Raw genomic sequence first — 20629 nt, forward strand, 5'->3', positions numbered from 1 at the left:
CGCAGGACGAATTGGCCCGACAGGTACCCTGCGAACGCTAGCCTCGGCCCAAGGATTCTGGGGAGCTTTGAGCAGAGTAATGAGGGTGCTGAGCTCCGTCTTACAGCCTCCGCAGACACCCCAGGCATTGCGACCGGAACACGTCGAGACCGTGCTCCGCATACGTAGCAGTCAGATCGGTGAGGGCCCTGCCCGGATCGAACTCCGCAACGTTGGTTTGTGCTTCGAGTTCGAACCGCTCCTCACTCTCATCGATAGTGAAGCGCACGCCGTGTTCCGTCGGCGCATCCGCTACCGTCACAGCCCGCGCGGCGGGTACTCGGACGGCGAACTTGCTCGGTTGGTCGGGGCGGCGAGGCAAGATGTCTCAGCGATGGTCCGGCGGCTCGAGACGGAGGACGACGAGAGCATCGCCGACGGGGTAGCAGCCGGACGCGCCCAGAATCGGGAGGACACCGAGTCTCGCTATTTGAATCAACGTGATCTCACACCCATGCTGGTGCTGCTAGTAGCAAACTCGGGGTGGAATGTTGAATCGATCAAAGAACTCCCGCACGAGCACCGTGTGATGGAGGGACTGGCAGTCGAGATCGACCTTCTGAAGCGACGTCGCGGACCCAGTCGCTGGCACAACAATGTGACCTGGGAAATCGGCCCTCCCAGCAAAGCCCTCTTCACGCCCGGGGGTACCTACCTAGTTCTTCACAACCTCATGGAAGCCGCCCGACGGCGGATGTCCGAGCCGTCGTTCTGGGCGCTCTGGCACAGCGGCAAGGGCGACTCCGCATGGCGCAATCCCTTCGCGCGCAACCTGAGCAGCGGGCCGGCTTGGAGCGATTGGATCGAGAGGCGACAGATAATGGCCGATCCTGCCCCAGACGGCGCGGTGACGCTGCTACGCCTTGACTTCAATCGACTCAAGACGAGTGTCGACGTGCGCCGCACTCGCCAAATGGGCGGCCATCTCCCATCGTCCACACTGTCAAACAGTACGGCGGTACTCTTCCGGAACTACCTGTCTGGCGATGCGTCCATGATTGATTGGTCCCAAGAAGTTGTGTCGGAGTCAGTGGAGGACCTCTTGTCCACGGCGTTGACCACACACCGAGACGCGCTAGCCGCGCAAGGCCGAACATCGCTCGATGTGCGACCTCTACAGGCGTCGCAAGTCGACCGCGAAAACACGACGGGGACCGCGTGGAGCAGCTGCGCCGATCATGATCACCACCCGGTGACCGGCCGGCGATGCACGGCATCGTTCCTGTTGTGCTTCCAATGCGCCAACAGCATCGTGACCGCAGAGAATCTCCCTCGATTGATCTCGTTGTTGGATGCGCTCGAGGTTCGGCGACGCGAAGTGTCAGAGGAATCTTGGTGGCGGCGTTATGGACCGGCATGGGCTGCGATTCGATTGGAGATCCTCCCCAAGTTCACTGAGGCGGAACTTGCTCATGCAGCCGATTCCAAACCGGATGACAGCTATCTCGACCTAGTTGAACCGCCGTGGGAGCGCGAATGAGCACACGTTCGATTCGACGCACACTACAACCGACTAGGGAGGTTTACGTCCTCCGCGGCCGTCCGCTAAGAAACGGCCAGCTCCTGACGACGACCGCCAGGTACGGCGACGAGAATTGGGACCTGGCACCTGCTGCCATCCAGAAACAGGAGCGAGGGTTCACGATCCGATTCGCAACTGTGCCCGAAGCCTATCGAGCCACACACCGATTGCTTATGTTCTCAATGCTCTCGGGGAGCCTCCCACCAGGCGAGGACCGCCCCAGCATCTCCACCGTCGTAACCACGCACTACAACCTCAACGTCTTCTACCGCTGGCTCGATCACCACCACGGAGGACGCCCAATCTCGACAGTGACCCTTGAAACCTTGGAGTCCTACCAGCGGCATCTTCTGCTCAAACACTCAGCCAGCCCCGGCAGACGGCACGCTCTGCGCTCCGCCGTTGCGTATCTCTGGCGGTTCCGCGTTTCGCTCGGATCCGCATCCTTGGCTCTCAATCCACACAAGCTCGCGGCGTGGAGCGAACCGCACCAGCCACCAAGGGAGAACTCGACGGCACGCATTCCTGAGCAAGTTCATAGCCGGCTACTCGTGTGGGCTCTACGCTTTGTCGACGACTTTGCCGAAGACATCCTGGATGCCATCACTCGATGGGAGGAGTTGCGCGAAACCCCGTCTCGGCCTGCAGCGGCGTACGGAAGCGCCCAGACAATGTTGACGCGATACCTGGACGCCGCCGTCGGCGCGAACACGGCGTTGCCCGGTTACAACGGAGTTGTGAATCTTGCCGCTATCTCCCGTGCGAGCGGCGTCCAACGAAAAGCTGTCGAGCAGTACGTCGCTCTTGTTCATCGAGCGGCGGCCCGCGTCGGAGTCTCCGACTTTACGTATCTCGGTGTAGATGTGCGCGGGAAGCTCGATGGCACACCGTGGATCGAAGGAGTTTCGCTTGACCCCGCCCGAGACGACTCGATCTCCGAACTCACGCAAGTGCTCCAGGCAGCGTGCTACATTCTGGTGGCCTTCCTGTCGGGGATGCGGGACAGCGAGGTCAAGCACCTACGGCGCGGAGCGTGCGAGGTCCGTCTGGACGGCACCGGAGCGCCCTACCGATGGTTGGTCAACAGCCTCGCGTTCAAAGGAGAATCGGAGGTCGAAGGCGTACCTGCAACATGGGTCGTGGGAGAGCCAGCAGCGCGTGCGCTTCGTGTGCTGGAACGTATTCAAGACACGCGCGCCCGTGGACGCAACGAATGGCTCTTCGGACCGATCAAGTCTGGACCCGGCGCCGGGTCAGCGGGGCGCGGTGGCAACGTCGCGATGACGGTCGCTGGGACAAACCGACAGCTGAATAGATTCATCCGGTGGGTTAATGACTACTGCGCCGCGAGACGGCGCAGTGATGGTATCCCAGACGTCGACGGTCGTCCTTGGAATCTTACCACTAGGCAGTTCCGGAGGACGCTTGCCTGGTACATCGCAAGGCGCCCCGGCGGGTCCATCGCTGGTGCAATCGCATACCGACATCACAGCATTCAAATGTTCGAGGGGTATGCCGGAACAAGTGAATCCGGCTTTCGTGCGGAAGTTGAGGCGGAGGAAGCGCTCGCGAGGGGTGAGGCGCTGCAGGTGATGATTGATCAGCACGAACACGTTGACTTCGGCGGGCCTGCAGGCCCGGAGCTGCACTCTCGTCTGAGCTCACTCGCGCATGGGGGCTTCAGCGGACAAGTGACCACCGACCGTCGTCGCCTGCTGCGCTTGGTTTCTGTGAACGGTGCCGAGATCTACAAGGGCAAGTACGTCATCTGTGCGTTCAAACGCGAGAAAGCACTATGCCTCTTGGACCGCGAGGACGCGTCCGGACCCAATCTAGGCAAGTGTCAGCCGCTTGCGTGCGGGAATGTCGCCCTCGATTCGGACAATCGAGCAGTATGGCGCGGTGAGGTTGCGGATTTGGAGCGACAGCTCGTCGCGAGCGATTCTCTACCGCCAGCTCTCGCCGCACGACTTCGGAAACGGCGGGAGCGAGTACTTCGTCTTCTTGGCGACGAGTATCGAAAGGAGCCGAGATGAGTCGTCGTGTGCAACTCCCGACTCGGGAGGAGGTCGTCGCTCGCGCCAATCAGCCACGTGCTGCGGCGGATCGCCCGCTCACCGCCAAGGGCTTGGCGGAGTCGTTCGGCCTCTCAAATGCGACCTTCTGGAGATACTTCCCGGACGTAGCGCAGCAGGTCGCAGACGCGCGACGGGTGCCTGCCACAACGACAAGGTCCGGTGACGGAGCAAGAGACGTCGACACAGCGTCAGCGCTGCGGGTGGAGCTCGCAACCGTCCAAGCGCGGCTTGAGTTCGCAATCGCTCACATTCACAGGCTTTCAGTTGAGAATGCAGCGCTCCGCTCTCAAATCCCCGATCCCGATAACGTCATCCGGTTTCCGTCTCACTGACGACAACGGACGTTTCGGAAGTCGCGTCCCGCGAGGCCCCAGTTGGCAGGTCCGCGACGCCACCTTCCCATCACGCATATGCGCCGTGCAGTTGCCAAGACCCGTGATCCGGCTTCGGACCTTCGCGGGCTTCCTCGTGCTTACCAATGGTGGGCTCTGCCTCGCGCGCGCCGCGGGCAAGGCCCTGAGCTCCGCGGGCTGCAGATCAGGAACCTGAGCTAGCGCGAGCAGAGTCCGAATGGTGAGGTTCGTCGGCGCTCCGGTCTTGGATTCGCGCCGCTTGTACCTCTCGTGGGTGTAGCGAGTGGCACGCGCTCGATAAGCACATCCTCCTGGCTCAGCCGCCGTGCGAGGTACGCCTCCAGTAGCGCTGGCTTAACCGGCTCATCATGAACGGCTCGATGCAGCACACTGTGGCGAGGACGCAGCAAGAACGCCGCGGAGTTGCCCGCTCATCGCAGGAGGAGGTCCGGAACGTCGTCGGGCAGAAGATCCTCGAGTGAGACCTCCAGCACCTGGGTCAGTGCCAACAGCGTGCGTATCGTCAAGTTGGTGGGCTCACCCGGCTTCGACTCGCCCTTTTCGTATTTTTGGTAAGTGAACCGCGTCAACCGGGCACGGTAGGCGACGTCCTCCTGGCTCAGCCCCCGTTCCACGCGAACTGCCTGCAGGTTAAGGCCGAGTTGGACCGCGTACTCGCGCCATCCTTCGGCGTGCTCAAACCTGCGGCGGACCATAACCCCAGCGTCGCGACTGCGTGCCTTCGGTATGGCCTAATCGGTATGGCATAATCTTCGTGGCCATACGAAACAATCACCTCCCGACGGATCGCAACTACGCGGCTCGACCTGCACGTGTGCTGCTGCATGTGGGTTCCGGGTCGAGACTCATGTGTTGTCTCACTTGAGTCGGCCCAGATTGTTGAGGCGACTGTGCCGGATGATCCTCATCCCACATGGTGGCGTGGCGTCGAACAGGACCCACCGCAAGCTTGGTTTCGTGCCTTCGAGGAGCTGACCCACGGCGCCGTGGCCGACGAGCTCGGCCTGGCTGCCGCGATCTTCATCGCGCGCGTGCGCCGCCGCAGCGGTACCGGTCCGACATTTCGCGAACTATTCGACGAACTCTTCCAGTCGCGGCCGCTCCACCCGGAATGGCCCACAGGGCTGAATCGGCAGGCGCGAAGTCGGATACATCGCGCATTCATCATGCAAGTGGCGATTCAGTGGAAGCGTCGGGGCTGGATCAGCTGGGACCCCGGCGTCACGCACAGCCTCCGTACCGGACGTGAGTTTCGGGTTCGATCGCGCGCGTTTCAAGCGAGCCGTGCAGGGTGAGGATCCTCGAGAGCGTCGGAAAGGTCGAGCTTCCGGACAGTCGAGTCGCGGTCTGCGGCGACTGGCACGGCAACATAGTGGCGCTACGTCGCTTGGCGCCGGCGATTGCCACGCTGGCCCCCGAGGTCAAGTCCGTCCTTCAACTCGGCGATTGGTCGATGAATACCGCGCAGAGCGACAGCATCCTCGCCGCGGCCGGTATCGAGCGCGTCTACGTGACGCTCGGGAACCATGAACCGTGGGGCTCAATCAGCCCGCTGCTAGACACGCGTCCGGGCGAGGCGATCCGTGTGTCTGAGCTGACGTGGTTGTTACCGCGTCCCGCGCGGTTGCTGATCGGCGGCCGGGAGGTTCTCTCTCTGGGCGGTGCGGCGTCGGTCGATCGTCCGTGGCGCCGCGAAGGTAAGGACTGGTGGTCGGACGAGGCGATCACCGACGCACATGTGGAGGCAGCGATCGCCGGAGGCCCCGCGGACGTGATGCTGACCCACGAGACACCCAACGGAACACCCGTGAGGTCGGTAAGACGAGTCCTGCGAGGCAATCCGTTCGGCTTTCCAGCGTCCGCATTGATCGCGTCCGCCGAATCTCGAGCCCGCGTTGACGCCGTATGGGATGCCACCCACCCGAAGCTGTTGCTTCACGGCCACATGCACGTGGCTGGTCCCGGCGTCACCGACGACGGTCGCCGGGTCATCAGCCTGGGTCGCGACGGCGAAGCTGGGCACCTTGCATTCCTGAACATGAGTGGGCTCGAAGTCGAGATGCCAAGCATCCACGACATTCGCAACGTCTCAACCCGCTCGTGGGAGATCTGAAGATGGCGAGTAGCGATCTGAGATTTCAGCCTGTGGTCGCGTTGGACATGGACGGCGTCATCCGCTGCCTTCTGCGGTGGCCAGACGCCCCCGAAGCGATCGAGCTGTCGATCACGATGCACCGTGACGCGTATCCAAAGGCCTTTCACTCGGAGGCGCCGTGGGATGAGGACGGCACGTCGACGCAGAGCGAGTACTTCTCACGGGCCGGCGTCGAGTGGGCGCGGCGGCTGGTCGAGCGGGGGGCCGATGTCCGGTGGGCGACAACCTGGCAGCACCACGCGAACACGTATTTCAGCGGCCCGTTGGGGCTGCCGGAGCTGCCGGTCGCTGTGTCCGGCGAGGCGGGTGGGGCCCGGACTTCGGGGGTGTGGAAGGCCAGGCAGTTGGGTGCGGGGTTCCCGGGTCGACCGCTGGTGTGGGTGGATGACCAGCCGGACGACTGGTTGATGACCGCGCGTCGTCCCGTCGATCGGGCGCTCACCCTCATCTACCGGCCCGCCAGCCCCATGACCGGGCTGCAAGAGCCTGACACGGCGGAGATCGACGAGTGGCTGAACCTGGCAAGCACAGTCGAAGGCCAGCAAGAGCTCCGTGATAGGCGACGCCGGGAGGTGCGGCGCGAACGCGCGAGGTTCATCCGTTTCAACTGGGGGTCGCCCGAGGTGTACCGGCAGCGCAACCGGATCCGCAACGCTCTGAAGACCGAGTTCCCCGATGAGGGCTTTACTGCGGCGATCATCGCTGATCACATCGTGCGGGGCGGCGAGTGGACGAGGCCGGCGATCGGCGACCTGCTGGAGCGGTGGCACGCGAGCAAGGAAGTCACCGTCAAGCGGGTAGTGGAGGTACTCGGCCGGCTCGACCTCCCTGAACTGCCAAATCCCCGCCGAGTGTTGCCGGAGCTGTGGGCGGCGACGCTCGGTCCGATGATCCCCCAGCACCACGCTACAAAGCTGCTGGGCATGACCGACTCGGAGCTCGAGCAGGCGGCGGACGACCTGCGGGCGCTGCGCCTGCTGACCGTCGACGAGCAGGCGTACTACCCCGGCTGGCAGATCAGCGACGGGCAGCTAGTCCCCGGCCTGCAGGACGTGCTCCGTATGCTTCGCACCGGCTCCGACGACGCGTGGCGGTGGGCGGCCTGGCTCTACGCGCAGGACGGGCGAGGAGTCCGCAGGGTCCGTCGGTTCGCCGTTGGACGAGCCGACAGCGTGCTCCAAGACGCCCGATGGGTCGCGGCCGAGTGGCGTGCCACCGCGCTCCCGGAGGACCCGGATGACTGACGACCCGGGAACAGGGGACGTGTGGGCGGTGGACTCGCTCACGCAACGCTCCGAGCCGGGCATGTACGTGGTGATCACTGAGTCGCGGACCGTGTACGTCGTCGACCTCGACCCGGATCGGCCTCCGACGATCACCCGTTACCCCGTCGTCTCGCTTCTCCTTCACGACACCGAGCCGATGTACGTGGTCTCGTGCACCTTCGACGTGAACACGGGGCACGGGATGATCGTCTGGTGGAAGAACGACGCTGAGAGGCCCGCCCGCCCCGGCTACATCGGCACCTGGCGACACACGACACCGGTCGTGGCCATCGCACGAATTCCCGCCGGCAGCCCTCTTCACGATCCGGAGGACCGCGGCCCGCTGCTCCGCACGCTTATGAACGCGCTACGCACCCTCCCTCCCCATCTGCCGCCCGCGGACCTCATGGCGATCATCAAGGTCCTCGCCTCACCGGTCCCGGAGCCTGACATCAACCCGAGCCACGACGACTTCGCGGACCGCGGGTGGGCGAGCGCCGTCGGACCGCTGTTCTCGGGACCGAGGTTCAGCGAGATCGTCCAGCTGACGCCCGCAGAGCTAGACGAAGCGGCCCACGGTCTCCGTGTGCTGCGGCTCCCGATGTCCTCGGGGTCGCCGGTCTACCCCGAGCTGCAACTCGTCGGACGCCTAATCGTCCCAGGACTGCGTGAGGTGCTGCAGGCACTCGCAATCCGTAGCGACGACCCGTGGGCGTGGACACGCTGGCTGCACGCGGCCGGAGCCCCCGACAGCCCCATCACGACTCTGCGCGGCGGACGAATTGGCGGCGTCGTCTGGCTAGCGAAAAACGCTCATGGGTAGCGAGCCGTGTCAGGCATGCACGCTGTTTCACGCGTGCTCCCCGTGCCGGACACCGCCGTCGCAGCGCAGGGCCTTCCCAGACGTGAACGGTATTGGTTGCTTGGTCAAGAGACGGCGACCAGTTGTCGAACGAGTTCGAATCGCTGGATCGCAGCCTGCACCCTGCAGCGTCACACGCTCACTCCCGGCCCTAACCCCAGTCTCCTTCGGCATCGCGAAGCGCATCAACGGCGTAGGGATCCCCAACCGCTGCGAGTGCATCAGACACCAGCCGGAAGTAGTGTCCGCGTCATCGCCGCCAACGGGATCGGCACGAAGTCACCCGAGCCATCCCCGCGATCACCGGCAAGGCGCGCGCCGACCAGTAGCAATAGCGTCCCCGATCCCTGAGAAGGTTGGGGGTGGGAACTTCGTCGCCCCACCTTCTCAGCGCGGTTTACAGGAGGAATGGTCAATGACTACACGTACTGCAACAGCTGTCATCATCAGAGCCGTCCTGCTATCGAACGAGGGCGTCAAGAGCGAAGCCCACTACGGCCCGTTCCTGCCCCACGTAGGCAGCGCTACAACTACTTTCATTGACAAGCTCGAGCGTGAACTCGAGGCATCCGGCCGGTACCAACACTGGGACATCTCGGTCGAAAAAGTGTTCATCGCGGATGGCGAATCGGACTGCGAGCTTCGCCCCACGACACGCTAGCCATGTCTCTAGCCGCGCCCCGGCCTGTTTCCCGGCCGGCGCATCGCCATGCCGGGCGACGCATCACTGAGAATGTGGCGTGCTGAGGCAGGATAACTGCGTGAGTGACAAGAACGTCCTTGTATCGGGTAGCCCGAGAATCGGGTGGCTGTACGACGGCGATGAGGAGACGCCTGAAGTCGCTGTGATGCTCGAAATGACCAGCGAGCACATTCAGCTCACTATCCCCACCAAGGGTCTGTCTCTGGCGGGTGATCCTTATGGCCGTTGGTTCTCATCAGGTATGGACTTCGGCGACGACCCTGATCGCACGCGTTATCGGTATTCGCCGCCCCTGCGGCTTCTGTTCAACGATCACCTCGGCCCGGTATCGCTCATCGGCTGTCGTCAGCAGGCCGCGTCGTTTGCATCGAACGGCGCGGGGTTTGGCCGCGTCGTTGCGGACTATGCGGTCCTTGGTGGTCGCCGATGGATCGACTTTGATCGCGTCAACGGCGTCCGATCAGAACTCCCGGGACTCGCCGCTTGGTCGGGCATTACGAGTCGAACAAGCCACGTCGAGACAGATGCGGCCAGTCGCTCCATCGAGTACACCATCACCATGCGTTCTCCAGCCCCTCAGCGGCTTGCCCGCGGGAAGAACCTCACAATGCAGCCGTCGTGGCGCTCGAGTCTTCCCACCCCGGGGACGATTGCCACCCACGATGTCATCCAGCTCGTGACGACGGCCACGCGAGCTGAAGGTTGGGAAGGACTCCTGGACCCCCACCGTGCCATACAGGACCTGCTTTCGATTTCCGCGTGGAGGCAGTTCTCCTACTCAAAGCTCGAGGTCGGTATGTACGAGAAGCCCCTTCGGCGCGAGCGCTCAGCTGCCACCGACGACAAAGTTATGGATTGGGCGCCGGTCACTACCCATCGAGTCCGTATCGACGAGCACCCGATATCGGACCCGCACTTCCTTTTCACCTTTGCTGACATTGGAACGGCAGGGGTCCAACGTTGGATGCAGATCCGAAAGAAATACGCGCGAGCGATGACCCCGCTGCGGGGTGTCGTAGACAGCGAAGACATGTTTGCGGAAACGCGCATTTCGTTGACCGGAGTTGCGATCGAGGCACTGGGTTTCGCGCTCGCTCAGGAGGGGGTGCGCGGGGCCGCGCTGAACTCGCGCGGCCAGATCAGCTACAACGCTGCGATGAACGCGATACTCGCCGACATGCCAGTCGTTCCTCTCGCAGACACGGAGGCCTGGAAGACGCGATCTCGAGTGGCCTACATGGGGGTTAAGCACCCGGACAATCCGCAGCCGGATATCGGGACGATCGTCAATGCGTACCGCGAGAATGTCCTAGTACTGCGATATTGGTTGGCCAGTCGCCTTGGATGCAGCTCTGGGAGGTTGCAGCGCGAGTTGGAGCGCGAACCTTTCCGCTCGGAGTGGCGCCAGCGGTCGTGAGCGCCTAACCCGTGGGCCCTGTCCACAGCATCCACACGATACCGGCACCTTCGCGCGAACCGATCGGTGCTTCTGCGATCCGTTTCGTCGCGTTGCTCGCTATCGAAATGGTTGCGGCCGATGGTAGTAAAACAATCACGGCGCAACCTCGACACTCGAAGCCGAACCCGCGTTATGCAACACAGTGCCGCCACACAGCACAGCGCGCTCGCGCCGATGTACCCGAACCCGACGACGCCCACGCGGTGGCGGGTCCAGAGCGCCATCGAGGGCAATCGAGCACGAGCGCTATCTCTAACCAACGCCCGGTGGGGTAGTCCAGCTCGAGACGGCACCTATCTTCACCGTCAAGGAACTCGTAGCTCACGAACCGGGTCACGCCTGCTGGCGAAGAGAGCCGGCACGAGCGCACCCAACGTCGCGACGGCGACAGTCAGGACTGCCAGCGCGGCGATGAATCCCACGCCGGGTAGGGGCGATCCGGTCACCGTGAGCGAGCCAACAGCTATAACTGTGCCGACTGCGACCCCGACGATCGCCAAGGCCCCGCTCTGAATAAGCAGAAGCGAAACGATAAGTCCACGTGTCGCGCCGAGCGCTCTCCGACGCCCATAGTCGCGGCGGTGCATCATGACGAGCCCGCCCTGCATGATCGCGATGAGTCCACCTGTGACGGAGAGAAGAGCGAGCACGAGACCACGCGAGAATGTGCTCAGTTGCCCTTCGACGAGTGCTCGCAGACGAGCGAGGTTCTCGCTTGTCTGTACCGTCACCTTCGACGGGTCATCGGCGGCAAGAACCTGGAGAACCGCCTCGGACACCGGGGCGACGAGATCGGGTCGCGTGGCTGTAATGACTATAAGTACCACCGGTTCGGATCCATCAGGGTGCGGCTCTGGGACTACATTCAAAGGTTCGAGCGGAGCGAGGAAGTCGGGCACCTCGATACCCCCTACCACCGCGAGCTCTCGACCTGACGTAAGCGAAATGGTTCCCGATCCCTGGACCAGACCGAGCAAGTGGAGTGATTCGTCGGATGCGTATGCGACCTGCCCTGGGAGTGGCAGGACCGCTGGTACTCCGATGGCTTCGAATTGCGTGCCGTACGCGGTGCGGACAGGGACCGGAATTCCGTCGGGAACGACGGAGTTGGTGGCGTCAACGGCTGCTGAGAACGCCCCTATCCACTCGATGCCGCCCACATTCGCGGCGCGGTCAAGCACATCGGAGGTGACCCCAGAGGACTCCTCGGCGCGAATAGTGATAGACCGCGTGCCGGCCGAGTCGATGGACTGCAGTATCTCCTGTTCGGCGGCGACCGTCCGACCGGTGGTGAGAGTCACAGCAAGAATCGAACCCGCGACCATGAGGATTGTCAGCAAAGATGCGACCGGTTGTGCACGGCCAGCCCAGATCGCTTCATGGAGAACATCGACTGCCTTCAACTTACTCAGCCTACAAACGGATCTCAGTGTCACATGAACGCGCAACCTCCGGCGAATGCGTCACGACGATAACCGCTGCGCCCTCATATGCGTGCTGGCGAAGGGTTTCAACCACGAGCGATGCGGTCGCTGGATCTAGGTTGCCGGTCGGCTCATCGGCGAGAAGTACGCGTGGGCTGTTCTGAAGCGCTCTGGCCAAGGCGATGCGTTGCGCTTGGCCGCCGGAAACCTGTCCCGGTTTGCGGTGTGCGGGCACATCGACCCCAATCCGGTCCAGAAGGAGCTGTGCTCGCTGGCGCGCGCTCTTACGGGGAACACCTGCGTAAAGCGCTGTCTCCGTGACATTCTCCAGCACGGTCCGGCTCTGATCGAGGGACGCGTCTTGGAACACGAAACCGAATGTCGACGCTCTCAGCCGTGCACGGTGAGAATCACTCAGTCCCGTGACGACTCGCCCCTCCACCATTACATCACCGGCCGTAGGCCGTAACATCAGACCCAGCAGGTACAGTAGCGTCGACTTCCCGCGGCCGGAAGGCCCCCGCAGCGCTGTCATCGACCCAGACCGGAACTGCGCCGACCAGCCCTCAACGACCGGCCTGTCGGCCTGATACCCAAACGATACGTTCCTAGCCTCCAGCAGCAAGCTCGCATCGTCCCGAGGGTGGCCGCATGACTGATCAGTCAACGCACAACTCCAGTCGACGCAGGCATCCGTACAGACGTACCCCGCTCTACGCCCTCGACGACAGACATCCCACGCGCGGAGACGACGACACTGACAGGGAGTCTTGCGCCGTCCTCGCCGATAAGCACGGTTTCACCATCGGCGTCGGTGGCGATTGCCCCTGATGGCACGACAAGACCCGCGACCGTGGGGACGGTAACAATTCTCGCTAACAAGTTCGTGATGCCAGCGACGGGAATCTTTCCGCAGGTGTCCCCGCAGATCGATGTCCCGCCCTGCCCGTCCAGCGTGACGATCGTGGTGCTCGACTGCTCGTCTCGATACTGGCTAGCTGCTATTGCCTGCCAAACCTGACCATCAGGGGCAGTGAGTTCCACAGTCGCGCCGTCGGGCATGGCGGCGGCTTGGGCGTCCGTGGCAGAAATTTCGAACGATGGCGCTGAAGGAAGCACCCTGATGGCCGCCTCACCCCCTCCGAGCGCGAGACCACGGCCGATCACCTCAGGATCCAGGCTCACCCTTACGGGCAGAGTGGGCACGAAGATGACATCGCCCAGCGCCACGGATCCCGTCTGCTCGACGCCGATTGCTTTCTGCCAGGCCCGAATCGCTGACGTCGTGCCCCACCGCACTCTTCCGTCGATGTCTCCCGAGTAAACTCCCGTGGCGGCGAGCATCCGCTGCAGCTGGGCGACGTCCTCTCCCTGCGCCCCGTCGTCGATTGTGCGATACGAGGGTACCTCACCAGACGCAATGACCACGGGGCGCTCATTTACGTCATACAGCACCGACCCTTGGGACACCTCGTCGCCAGGGGCGATCGCGACTCCAGTCACGATCCCCGACGCCTGATTCGTTCCCACCGCAGAGAGCTCCCAGCTGGCGGCCGCCTGGAGGGTGAGGCTCAAGCCCACTTCGCCTGGCTCCACTCGGACCGTTGTGTACTCGGTCGCCTGGGTGGGATCGTCGGCGGGCTGCAGTACAGTGGCCGCCGCCCACGCCACCACGGCGATGACGAGGACGAGCGCCACACCGAACGCGACCTTCCACCAGCGAGTGCCGCGCTGTGGATGAAGCGCGCTCACAGCGTGAGCGCGTTCCCTGCCGGCATGTCGGCGTCAGATCGCACCGGAGCCACCCGTTCGGGTCCAAGCGGCAAGCCCTGAGGAGCGGCGTGCCGCATCATCGGACGACAAAGGCTGGGGCTTGCCGGCGCGCCGAAACGAGCGGTCTGCGTCCGCGTTCTCGGTGCGGCGAGGCCGCGACGCGATTGCGGCCCAGGTGAGGATCATCACGACAAGCACTACAACGACGACGTCCATGGCCAGAAAGTACAACCTACCCAACGGGGCCAGGCGCCCGGGGAGCGATTAGACGTTCGCTATTCACCCGATGTTCATGGACGACTGAGCGGCGGCACCGGTAGACATTGAGCGTCCACTTCGACGAATGATGGAGGATCTCGTGCTCAAAACGTCCGCTCATCCACAACAACTTCGACGCAGGCGAGCGCGAGGAATCGGCGCCGCGCTTGTAGCCTGCGCCGCGGTGTCGCTCGGAATCATCATCCCCGCGAGCGCCGCGTCAGCAGCGACGACCTTCCCAATCGGCGGAGTGACGTGCTCCGGTGGCTCATCGGGATGGGTGGCATCGACTGCGCGCGCGAACGCGAGCGTCCAGCACAAAATCGTCACAAATGAATGGGTCGGCTTGGTCACCCGAGCAAACCTCACCGGCGCGTATCAGACCTCGAACTACTACACGGGCAAGACCGGAGCCGTCCCGTGGGCAACGAATGGCAGTTACGTAACGCTCAGCGGCATGCTCCCGGGCGGCAACATCACATCGGCATCGGCATTCTGCGACAGGTAAGGGGATCATCATGATGCGCAAGAAACTGATCAAAGCCGCCGCGATCACCGCATTCGTCGCCACAGCACTCACGGTTTCCGTCGCCGTGCCTGCGTCAGCCCAAGAGTACTTCGGGTGGATCAATGGCAAGAACTGCGGAACGACCGGGTACGCATATACGACCACCCGCTCGGTCGCCGTCGACGACGAACACCAGATCAAGAACTACTCCAGCACGGCTGTCGACCGTGCCACATTCCAAAATCTGACCGGCCAAGTACAAACCCACAACAATTGGACCTCATTCCGACGCAGCGAATGGGCTTGGGTTCGCACCAATCAGGGTTCGTACTTATCGAGGGATCATCTGTGCGACTACTGAGTCGCATGGTTGTCGGCGGGTGTGCGCTGATGGCCGCCGTGGTGATCGCCGGCTGCGCACCCGCCGTGCCCGCTGATTCGGAGCAGCTCAGCGGTGGGGCAGGCTTGACCACAGAGGAGGCACAGCACCTCGAGCAGGCAGCGAGCGCTGTGCAGCGTACGATCTCTTGCCTCGTCGACCGCGGCTGGCCTGTGGCAGAAACAGAAGGTGGGTGGGAGATTTCTACGCTGCAAGAGTCGCAAGTAAGCTCCTACGAGTTCGACCAGGCCGAGTGTCAGAAGGAGTCAGGGCTAGCGGGCATGGCTCCGCTTGCGGACACCCCCGATCGACTTGAGCGGCTCTACGACTATGAGCTGCAGCTAGTGCAGTGTCTGAGGAATCAAGGTATCGACGTCCCCGCTCCACCATCGGAGCAGACATTCCTGGAGCTGAGGCTCACGGACGATGCTTGGGCCGCCTACAACTCCGTGGACACGTCGCAATACAACCGGGAGTCGTGGGCCGAGCTCGAAGCGGCGTGCCCTCCTTATGGGTCGGTGGGGTGACGTTCTCCGCCTCGCGGATCCAATGGTGACGCCCAGAGACTCAGTTCTCGGAACCCCGCTAGGCGTCGGTGCTCGTGAGATCGCATCCACTGCGGTGCAGGCTCCGAGCGTCGGTGCCACGATCCACTGAAAGCATTCGATTCTAGAATCGACCATCGACGCAGACAGACCCTTCGCGCGGGGCACCGGAAGGTCTGGGCGATGACTCGTCATGACGGGCACCTGGGGTCGCAGGCGACGGTGCTGCGGTTGCTGCGCGACGAGGGATTGATCCTGGGCGCGAACTACCAGCGGGAGCGGCGTCGGCTCGCCGAGCGTCGCAAGGCGGCGTTCGCGAAGGAGCCGACGGGACCGAACCAGGTCTGGCAACTCGACTTCTCCGAGTACGAGACCACGACCGGCGGGACCTGGCGGATCGCGTCGTGCCGCGACTACTGGGCGAAGTACGAGTTCGACGCGCACGTGTCCCCGACCGCGAACATGCACGACGCCGTCGCCGCCGTCGAACTCGCCCTCGCCGAAGCCGAAGCGCTCCTCGGCCACCCGCTGATCGACGACTGTCAGATCGACGAGGCGACCGGCGAGATCCTCCCGGTCCTGACAATCGTGACCGACAACGGCGGCCCGTTCCGTTCGTTCACGTTCGAAGCGTTCATCGCGACGCGCCCCGAGCTGCGGCACGTCCGCACACGCGTGAGGATGCCCGGGCAGAACGGGTCACGCGAACGCGGGTTCGGGACGATGAAGTACGAGTGGCTGTTCCGCGAAGAGATCGACGACGGCCTCCGGCTCGTCGAGCACGTCAACGCCTACCGGCGCGACTACAACCACGTCCGACCGCACGAAGCGATCGCCTGGAACCGACCTGCCGACGTCTACGCCGGCACCGCCGACCCCATCATCCCCAACTTCAAGATCGAAGAAATCCTGCCAACTACTTGACGCGGGACAAGCAGACCCCAAGGCCACACCGGGGAGCATGGTTAGTGCCCAGAGCGCAGTCCCCGTCTCGCCTGCCGGTCGTTACTCGGTCACGCTCACCATCCGTTCTCTTACGCGGGCGGGCGAGACCTGGCGATGGCGAGTCGTCTACCCACTCCTCCTCGTGGTGCAAACGATCGTCTGCCGCCGATACCTGCACGCGCTCCACCAGCCCGCGCTTATCGGCTTCGGACTCAGCAGTCGCCTTCAAGCCGAATTCGCGATCGCCGACTGAAAGCAGCACTCCGCCTATGCGCCAGTGCTCGCGCCAGCATCACTGGATACTGTCCAGTCGTACACAAAGGACGACGAGTTGGATGCGCGCGGGGAAGGTGGCTCGGAAGCCGGCGCGGTGGATCTCGATCTCGCCGTTCTCGAGCGGCTGTCGCAGCGCGTCGAGCGCGTGCGCGGCGAACTCACCGGCCTCGTCGAGGAACAGCACGCCGCCGCTGGCCCGGGCGATCGCGCCGGGTCGCACGACGCGGCTGCCCCCGCCGACGAGCGAGGCGACGCTCGCGGTGTGGTGCGGCGCCTCGAACGGCGGCGTCCGCGCGAGATCGGGCACCGGGAGCCCGGACAGCGACCGGATCGATGCGGCCTGCAGCGCCTCCGCGTCTCCTAGCGGCGGAAGGATGCCGGGCATCCGGCGCGCGAGCATCGTCTTCCCCGCCCCGGGCGGCCCGCTCAGCAGCAGATGGTGTCCGCCGGCGGCGGCGATGACGAGCGCGTCGACGGCGTCGCGCTGACCGATCACGTCGGCGAGCTCGGGCACCGCGGCGGCGTCGCCGTCCGCGCGCGCCGCCCGCGGCGTCGCATCCTCGCCCTCCCCCGACGCCTCACCCTCGAGCGGGTCGAGATCGAGGCCGTGGCACCGCGCGACGTCCCGCAGGCTCGCCGCGGCGACCACCTCGACGTCGGAGACGAGCGACGCCTCGTCGGCGCACATCCGCGGCACGACGACCCGACGGTAGCCGGCTCGGGCGGCGGCCACGACAGCGGGCAGGATGCCGGGCACCGCCCGCAGCCTCCCGTCGAGGCCCAGCTCTCCCAGGTGAACGGTGCGCGCGAGCGAGACCGGGTCGAGCGGATACTCCGTCGCCAGCGCAGCGGCGGCGATCGCGACGTCGAGGATCGAGCCGTGCTTGGGGAGGCTGGCCGGCGACAGGTTCACGGTGATCCGGCGCCGTCCGAGGGCCAGTGCGCTGTTCGCGCAGGCGTTGTGCACGCGCTGCTGCGCCTCGCCCACGGCGCGGTCGCCGAGCCCGATGATCGTGAAGCCGGGGGTCTGGTTGGAGAGGTCCGCTTCGATCTCGACGAGATCGCCGACGAGTCCCGTGAGCACGACCGACCACGTGCGGCCGAGCGTCACCGCAGGTCCTCCACGTGCTCGAGCACGGCCGTCTCCGGGTCGTCGCCGGTGATGCCGATGACGTCGACGCGCAGCACGCGCGCGTGTGCGAGGTGAGGATGCTGCACGCACCACTCGCGCGCCAGCCGCCACAGTCGGGCGTACTTGCGCGCGTCGACGGCGTCGAACGGATGACCGTAGGCCTCGGTGCGCCGGGTCTTGACCTCGACGACGGCGAGGTCGCGGCCCCGCTCGGCGACGATGTCGATCTCGCCCTGACGCGAGCGCCAATTGCGGTCGAGGATCGTCCAGCCTCGCGCGATCAGATGCGCCGCGGCCCGGTTCTCGCCGGCCCGACCCCGTTCGTCCTTGTCAGCCATGCCCCGATGGTGGCCGGTGCGCCGCCTCCGCAGGACGCCGACCGCGGCATCCGGGGAGAGGTCACCGGTATGGCCGGGATGGGGAGGAAGACGTCAGGAGTCGAGCGAGAGCTCCTCGGGCAGCTGGAAGTCGCGCCGCTGCAGCTCTTCGACGTTGACGTCCTTGAAGGTGAGCACGCGCACCGACTTGACGAAGCGGTCGGCGCGATAGATGTCCCAGACCCACACGTCGGTCATCGAGATCTCGAAGTAGAAGTCGTGCTCCGTGTCACGGCGGACGACGTTCACCTCGTTGGCGAGGTAGAAGCGTCGCTCGGTCTCGATGACGTAGGCGAACTGGTGCACGACGTCGCGGTACTCCTTGTAGAGCGCCAGCTCGAGCTCGCGGTCGTAGTCCTCGAATACTTCGTCGTCCATGGTGCTCTCAGTCTAGGCGTCACGGCAGCGCGCAGCGCGCCGCCCGAGGCGCACGCGGCCCGCCCTCAGAACAGCGTCGGTGCGTCCGCGATCGCCCACGACGAACGGTGGTGGGAGCTCAGCCCGTGGGAGCGGATGGCGGCACGATGCTCGGCGCTGGCATACCCCTTGTTGCGCGTCCATTCGTACACCGGCGCCTCGTCGTGCAGCCGCACCATGAGCTCGTCGCGGGCGACCTTCGCGACGACCGACGCCGCGGCGGCCGACGCGCAGTCGCGGTCGGCCTTGACGACCGGGCGCACGGTCAGCCCGGGGCCGGCGACGGGGGTGATGTAGTCGTGGTTGCCGTCGAGGATCACGATCGCGTCCTCGGGCACGATGCCGAGCCCCCGCAGCTCAGCGATGGCACGGGTCGCCGCCGTGCCGAGGGCCCGGATGATGCCGATGCGGTCGATCTCGCCGGCATCGCACCAACCGATCGCCGTGGCCATGGCCCACTCGGCGGCGCGGGCCGCGACGTCGGGGCGTTTGTGCGCGGGGACGAGCTTCGAGTCGCGCAGCCCCTCCGGCACCCGCTTGCGGGCGCGCGGGGCGTCGACGACCGCGACGCCCACCGCGACCGGGCCGGCGAGGGCGCCCCGCCCGACCTCGTCGCAGGCGATCACGAGCGGATGCTCGCGCAGCATCCGCCGCTCGAGCGTGAGCCGTGGCTCGACGACGGTCACGGCTCTCCGGCGTCCGCGCCCTGTTCGGGCACCCCGTCGAAGACCTCGTGGTGGAAGTCGATGAGACCGAAGCGCGCGATCGGCCACGTGATGATGAACGCCCGGCCCACGACGTTGTCGAGCGGCACGAAGCCCTGCGAGGGCTGCTCCTGGTTGTAGCGGGAGTCGCGCGAATGGTCGCGATTGTCGCCCATCACCCACAGGGCGTCGGCCGGTACGGTGACGTCGTACGGCACGGGCTCCGGCGCGGACTGGCCCGGCGCGAGGTTGAGGTACGGGGTCTCGTCGATCGGCACGCCGTTGACGGTGGTCTTGCCGAGCGCGTCGCAGCACACGACGTGGTCGCCCGGCAGGCCGATGATCCGCTTGATGAGGTGCTCGTCGCTGTCGGATGCCGAGATCCCCACCATCGAGAGAACCCAGTCGACGGCCTCGACGAGCGCCGAGCGCTCCGGCTGGGGCGGGGTGTCGAGCCAGCCGCCCGGGTCGCGGAAGACCACGACGTCGCCGCGCTCGTAGCCGGTGAAGCGGGGCGTGAGTTCGTCGACCAGGATGCGGTCGTCCTGCTGGAGGGTCTGCTCCATCGATCCCGACGGGATGTAGAAGGAGCGGACGAGGAAGGCCTTGACCACGACCGAGACGACGACGGCGATCAGGAGGATCACGAGCACGTCGCGGATCAGGGGCCACGGCCCGCGGCGACCGCCGGCACGGCGCGCCGGGGGGGACGGTTCCGCCGCGGCGGGAGGCGTCGTGCTCATCGCATCCTTCTCTGCGGCCGGAGGTGTCGGCCGACTCTCAAGGGTCGCACACCGCGCCGCGCTCACGTGCCGCGCCTCGCACCGATCGGGTGACTCGCGCGCAGGTCGGCGCCCGCGGGACGGTGTGCTCCCGCACAGACGACGGATGCCCCGGGGCCGAGGCCCCGGGGCATCCGATCGCGGACGGCGCGTCAGTTGTCGCGCTTCTCCTTGATCTTGGCCTTCTTACCGCGCAGCTCGCGCAGGTAGTAGAGCTTCGCGCGGCGCACGTCACCGCGGGTGACGACCTCGATGTGGTCGATCACCGGGGAGTGCACCGGGAAGGTGCGCTCGACGCCCACCTGGAAGCTGATCTTGCGGACCGTGAAGGTCTCGCGCACACCGTCGCCCGAGCGGCCGATGACGACGCCCTGGAAGACCTGGATGCGGGAGCGGTTGCCTTCGGTGATGTTCACGTGCACCTTGACGGTGTCGCCGGCGCCGAAGGTGGGGATGTCGGAGCGCAGCGAGGCTGCGTCGACGGAGTCGAGGATCTGCATGATCGTCACTTCCTGCGACCGCCACAGGTCGATCGCGAGAGGGATGGATGAAAGAGTGGGTCGTGCCCGGGCGCCGCGTGCGGCACCGTGCTCCCCTGAGGCAGAGACCTGTCAGGGCACAAACAACCATTCTGCCATGGATGTCGGATGCC

Annotated in this window: 20 protein-coding genes and 1 pseudogene; 10 read left to right on the top strand and 11 right to left on the bottom strand. The window is 65.0% G+C overall.

The window, feature by feature from the left end; genetic code table 11:
* The first annotated feature begins 85 nt into the window (after nt 1–85).
* Nucleotides 86–1519 carry a hypothetical protein gene (locus C7474_RS14885; RefSeq protein WP_147436683.1) on the top strand — a complete coding sequence of 478 codons (1434 nt, stop codon included), beginning with the start codon at nt 86–88 and terminating at the stop codon, nt 1517–1519.
* The gene (locus C7474_RS14890) at nt 1516–3597 is read left to right on the top strand and encodes a hypothetical protein (RefSeq protein WP_147436684.1); all 2082 of its coding nucleotides are present in this window, start codon (nt 1516–1518) and stop codon (nt 3595–3597) included. The genes C7474_RS14885 and C7474_RS14890 overlap by 4 nt, the downstream gene beginning before the upstream one ends.
* Before the next feature lie 826 nt (nt 3598–4423).
* Here the strand turns inward: C7474_RS14890 and C7474_RS07285 are convergent.
* Nucleotides 4424–4708 (bottom strand): helix-turn-helix transcriptional regulator, encoded by a 285-nt coding sequence (locus C7474_RS07285; protein WP_121058455.1) that lies wholly within the window; start codon nt 4706–4708, stop codon nt 4424–4426.
* 291 nt (nt 4709–4999) lie between these two features.
* On the opposite strand from C7474_RS07285, the gene C7474_RS07290 reads away from it, so the two are divergent.
* The 5 genes from C7474_RS07290 to C7474_RS07310 all read left to right on the top strand — a co-directional run bounded on the left by C7474_RS07290 (nt 5000) and on the right by C7474_RS07310 (nt 10415).
* Nucleotides 5000–5308, top strand: a complete 309-nt coding sequence (locus C7474_RS07290; protein WP_241965157.1) for a hypothetical protein — start codon at nt 5000–5002, stop codon at nt 5306–5308.
* Nucleotides 5305–6126, top strand: coding sequence for a metallophosphoesterase family protein (locus C7474_RS07295; protein WP_121058459.1), 822 nt, complete (start codon nt 5305–5307; stop codon nt 6124–6126). The genes C7474_RS07290 and C7474_RS07295 overlap by 4 nt, the downstream gene beginning before the upstream one ends.
* A 47-nt stretch (nt 6127–6173) precedes the next feature.
* Nucleotides 6174–7412, top strand: a complete 1239-nt coding sequence (locus tag C7474_RS07300) for an HAD domain-containing protein (protein WP_147436685.1) — start codon at nt 6174–6176, stop codon at nt 7410–7412.
* The gene (locus tag C7474_RS07305) at nt 7405–8256 is read left to right on the top strand and encodes a hypothetical protein (protein WP_147436686.1); all 852 of its coding nucleotides are present in this window, start codon (nt 7405–7407) and stop codon (nt 8254–8256) included. The genes C7474_RS07300 and C7474_RS07305 overlap by 8 nt, the downstream gene beginning before the upstream one ends.
* Before the next feature lie 800 nt (nt 8257–9056).
* Nucleotides 9057–10415: an ApeA N-terminal domain 1-containing protein gene (locus C7474_RS07310; protein ID WP_147436687.1), complete on the top strand. Its 1359-nt coding sequence runs from the start codon at nt 9057–9059 to the stop codon at nt 10413–10415.
* A 347-nt stretch (nt 10416–10762) separates the two neighbouring features.
* Here C7474_RS07310 and C7474_RS07315 read toward each other — a convergent pair whose 3' ends face one another.
* The 4 genes from C7474_RS07315 to C7474_RS14895 form a co-directional block, all read right to left on the bottom strand.
* Complete coding sequence (locus C7474_RS07315; RefSeq protein ID WP_121058467.1) at nt 10763–11860, bottom strand: ABC transporter permease; 1098 nt, start codon at nt 11858–11860, stop codon at nt 10763–10765.
* Nucleotides 11861–11870: 10 nt separating this feature from the next.
* Nucleotides 11871–12548, bottom strand: a complete 678-nt coding sequence (locus C7474_RS07320; protein ID WP_121058469.1) for an ATP-binding cassette domain-containing protein — start codon at nt 12546–12548, stop codon at nt 11871–11873.
* Complete coding sequence (locus tag C7474_RS07325; protein ID WP_241965158.1) at nt 12545–13633, bottom strand: peptidoglycan-binding domain-containing protein; 1089 nt, start codon at nt 13631–13633, stop codon at nt 12545–12547. Before C7474_RS07325 ends, C7474_RS07320 begins: the two co-directional genes overlap by 4 nt.
* Before the next feature lie 396 nt (nt 13634–14029).
* On the bottom strand, nt 14030–14266 hold the full coding sequence (locus C7474_RS14895; protein WP_147436688.1) for a hypothetical protein: 237 nt from the start codon (nt 14264–14266) through the stop codon (nt 14030–14032).
* A 164-nt stretch (nt 14267–14430) separates the two neighbouring features.
* Between C7474_RS14895 and C7474_RS14900 the strand changes: the two genes are divergently transcribed.
* The 3 genes from C7474_RS14900 to C7474_RS07335 all read left to right on the top strand — a co-directional run bounded on the left by C7474_RS14900 (nt 14431) and on the right by C7474_RS07335 (nt 16268).
* Nucleotides 14431–14781 carry a hypothetical protein gene (locus C7474_RS14900; RefSeq protein WP_147436689.1) on the top strand — a complete coding sequence of 117 codons (351 nt, stop codon included), beginning with the start codon at nt 14431–14433 and terminating at the stop codon, nt 14779–14781.
* 29 nt (nt 14782–14810) lie between these two features.
* Nucleotides 14811–15326 carry a hypothetical protein gene (locus C7474_RS07330; RefSeq protein WP_147436690.1) on the top strand — a complete coding sequence of 172 codons (516 nt, stop codon included), beginning with the start codon at nt 14811–14813 and terminating at the stop codon, nt 15324–15326.
* Nucleotides 15327–15527: 201 nt separating this feature from the next.
* Nucleotides 15528–16268 carry an integrase core domain-containing protein gene (locus C7474_RS07335; RefSeq protein WP_241965159.1) on the top strand — a complete coding sequence of 247 codons (741 nt, stop codon included), beginning with the start codon at nt 15528–15530 and terminating at the stop codon, nt 16266–16268.
* Nucleotides 16269–16611: 343 nt separating this feature from the next.
* Here the strand turns inward: C7474_RS07335 and C7474_RS07340 are convergent.
* From C7474_RS07340 to rplS, 6 genes and pseudogenes are all read right to left on the bottom strand, one after another.
* Nucleotides 16612–17676 (bottom strand): annotated as a pseudogene (locus C7474_RS07340) (YifB family Mg chelatase-like AAA ATPase); the annotation flags it as partial.
* Entirely contained in the window at nt 17673–18035 is a 363-nt protein-coding gene (locus C7474_RS07345; protein ID WP_121058474.1) for a YraN family protein, read from the bottom strand. The pseudogene C7474_RS07340 and the gene C7474_RS07345, both read right to left, overlap by 4 nt.
* 93 nt (nt 18036–18128) lie before the next feature.
* A complete protein-coding gene (locus tag C7474_RS07350; RefSeq protein ID WP_121058476.1) occupies nt 18129–18452 on the bottom strand; it encodes a DUF2469 family protein in 324 nt (107 codons plus the stop codon).
* A 65-nt stretch (nt 18453–18517) separates the two neighbouring features.
* Nucleotides 18518–19177, bottom strand: coding sequence for a ribonuclease HII (locus C7474_RS07355; RefSeq protein WP_121058479.1), 660 nt, complete (start codon nt 19175–19177; stop codon nt 18518–18520).
* Nucleotides 19174–19938 (bottom strand): signal peptidase I, encoded by a 765-nt coding sequence (lepB, locus tag C7474_RS07360; RefSeq protein WP_121058481.1) that lies wholly within the window; start codon nt 19936–19938, stop codon nt 19174–19176. The genes C7474_RS07355 and lepB overlap by 4 nt, the downstream gene beginning before the upstream one ends.
* A 191-nt stretch (nt 19939–20129) precedes the next feature.
* On the bottom strand, nt 20130–20477 hold the full coding sequence (gene rplS, locus C7474_RS07365) for a 50S ribosomal protein L19 (RefSeq protein ID WP_121059347.1): 348 nt from the start codon (nt 20475–20477) through the stop codon (nt 20130–20132).
* Nucleotides 20478–20629 lie beyond the last annotated feature (152 nt).

Source organism: Microbacterium telephonicum (assembly GCF_003651225.1).
Taxonomy (GTDB): Bacteria; Actinomycetota; Actinomycetes; order Actinomycetales; family Microbacteriaceae; genus Microbacterium; species Microbacterium telephonicum.